General features: G+C 48.9%; 1 rRNA gene. It reads right to left on the bottom strand.

The annotated features are described in order from the left end of the window. Positions 1-23 precede the first annotated feature (23 nt). A 23S ribosomal RNA gene (locus AC1RR2_RS20850) occupies positions 24-2,896 on the bottom strand. Positions 2,897-3,200 lie beyond the last annotated feature (304 nt).

The following is a 3,200-nucleotide window of genomic DNA, read 5'->3' as shown; positions in this document are numbered from 1 at the left end:
GTTCTATAACTGACCAAAGTTATAGGGACAAGCCTTACGGGCAATTAGTACTGGTTAGCTTAATGCATTACTGCACTTCCACACCCAGCCTATCAACGTCCTGGTCTCGAACGACCCTTTAAAGAGATCAAGTCTCTGGGAAGTCTCATCTTAAGGCGAGTTTCCCGCTTAGATGCTTTCAGCGGTTATCTCTTCCGAACATAGCTACTCGGCAATGCCACTGGCGTGACAACCGATACACCAGAGGTTCGTCCACTCCGGTCCTCTCGTACTAGGAGCAGCCCCCTTCAAACTTCCAACGCCCACGGCAGATAGGGACCAAACTGTCTCACGACGTTTTAAACCCAGCTCACGTACCACTTTAAATGGCGAACAGCCATACCCTTGGGACCGGCTACAGCCCCAGGATGTGATGAGCCGACATCGAGGTGCCAAACTCCCCCGTCGATATGAACTCTTGGGAGGAATCAGCCTGTTATCCCCAGAGTACCTTTTATCCGTTGAGCGATGGCCCTTCCATACAGAACCACCGGATCACTATGTCCTACTTTCGTACCTGCTCGACTTGTCAGTCTCGCAGTTAAGCACGCTTATGCCATTGCACTATCGTCACGATGTCCGACCGTAACTAGCGTACCTTCGAACTCCTCCGTTACACTTTGGGAGGAGACCGCCCCAGTCAAACTGCCTACCATGCACTGTCCCCGACCCAGATAATGGGCCAAGGTTAGAACCTCAAACAAACCAGGGTGGTATTTCAAGGATGGCTCCACGAGAACTGGCGTCCCCGCTTCAAAGCCTCCCACCTATCCTACACAGATTGGTTCAAAGTCCAATGCAAAGCTACAGTAAAGGTTCATGGGGTCTTTCCGTCTAGCCGCGGGTAGATTGCATCATCACAAACATTTCAACTTCGCTGAGTCTCGGGAGGAGACAGTGTGGCCATCATTACTCCATTCGTGCAGGTCGGAACTTACCCGACAAGGAATTTCGCTACCTTAGGACCGTTATAGTTACGGCCGCCGTTTACTGGGACTTCAATCAAGAGCTTGCACCCCATCATTTAATCTTCCAGCACCGGGCAGGAGTCACACCCTATACGTCCACTTTCGTGTTTGCAGAGTGCTGTGTTTTTATTAAACAGTTGCAGCCACCAGTTTATTGCAACCCTTTCATCCTTCCCCCGCAGGGGGGTCAAACTACCAGGGCGTACCTTATCCCGAAGTTACGGTACCAATTTGCCGAGTTCCTTCTCCCGAGTTCTCTCAAGCGCCTTAGAATACTCATCTCGCCCACCTGTGTCGGTTTGCGGTACGGTCTCGTATGACTGAAGCTTAGAGGCTTTTCTTGGAACCACTTCCGATCGCTTCGTGAATAAATTCACTCGTCTCAACCCCTTGAATTATGTGCCCGGATTTGCCTAAGCACCTTCTACAAGTCAAGAACAGGCTCTTCCAACCGCCTGACGACCTTCCGCGATCCGTCCCCCCATCGCATCATACGACGGTGCAGGAATATTAACCTGCTTCCCATCAGCTACGCATCTCTGCCTCGCCTTAGGGGCCGACTCACCCTGCTCCGATGAACGTTGAACAGGAAACCTTGGGCTTACGGCGTGGGAGCTTTTCACTCCCATTATCGCTACTCATGTCAGCATTCGCACTTCTGATACCTCCAGCATCCGTTACCAGACACCTTCGCAGGCTTACAGAACGCTCTCCTACCATATCCTAAAAGGATATCCGCAGCTTCGGTGTATAGCTTAGCCCCGTTACATCTTCCGCGCAGGACGACTCGATCAGTGAGCTATTACGCTTTCTTTAAAGGGTGGCTGCTTCTAAGCCAACCTCCTGACTGTTTTAGCCTTCCCACTTCGTTTTCCACTTAGCTATACTTTGGGACCTTAGCTGGCGGTCTGGGTTGTTTCCCTCTTGACACCGGACGTTAGCACCCGATGTCTGTCTCCCAAGCTCGCACTCAACGGTATTCGGAGTTTGCAATGGTTTGGTAAGTCGCGATGACCCCCTAGCCATAACAGTGCTCTACCCCCGTTGGTGATACTTGAGGCACTACCTAAATAGTTTTCGGAGAGAACCAGCTATTTCCAAGTTTGTTTAGCCTTTCACCCCTACCCACAGCTCATCCCCTAATTTTTCAACATTAGTGGGTTCGGACCTCCAGTACCTGTTACGGCACCTTCATCCTGGCCATGAGTAGATCACTTGGTTTCGGGTCTACACCCAGCGACTGTCGCCCTATTCGGACTCGATTTCTCTACGGCTTCCCTATGCGGTTAACCTTGCCACTGAATGTAAGTCGCTGACCCATTATACAAAAGGTACGCAGTCACGGAACAAGTCCGCTCCTACTGTTTGTATGCACACGGTTTCAGGTTCTATTTCACTCCCCTTCCGGGGTTCTTTTCGCCTTTCCCTCACGGTACTGGTTCACTATCGGTCGATATCGAGTATTTAGCCTTGGAGGATGGTCCCCCCATGTTCAGACAGGATTTCACGTGTCCCGCCCTACTTGTCGCAAGCTTAGTTCTACAGCGATGATTTCGTGTAAGGGGCTATCACCCTCTATGGCCGGAGTTTCCAATCCGTTCCACTATCAAAGCTGCTAAATCTTGCAGGCTCTTCCCATTTCGCTCGCCACTACTTTGGGAATCTCGGTTGATTTCTTTTCCTGTAGCTACTTAGATGTTTCAGTTCGCCACGTTCGCTTTGCATACCTATGTATTCAGTATGCAATGACCTTACGGCCGGGTTTCCCCATTCGGAAATCTGCGGATCAAAGTGTGTTTGCTCACTCCCCGCAGCTTATCGCAAGCTACTACGTCCTTCATCGCCTGATATCGCCAAGGCATCCACCATGTGCACTTAGTCACTTGTCCCTATAACTTTAGTTTCTAGTGTCCGGTTCTAATTGCTTAGTTCCAGGTTCATCACCAAAAAGTAGTTATAGTTCTTTACTACTTATGAGTATTACTTTAGCGTTTGCCGTAGCTCAAGTATCTTTGTATTTTAATTGTTCAGTTTTATCGCTAAAACCAAACTACTTGGATTACTTTTACTACTTTGTTTGTTTGATACAATCACAACCCTTCCATAAACTTGTTTATCATTTCCATGACAAACGCCTTTACGAAATAAATTTTGATTATTTCTACTTTACTTCTTCTCAATTGTTAAAGAACG

The organism is Undibacterium sp. GW821-FHT11H02, from assembly GCF_058808015.1.
This window is presented reverse-complemented; position numbering and strand designations above follow the sequence as displayed.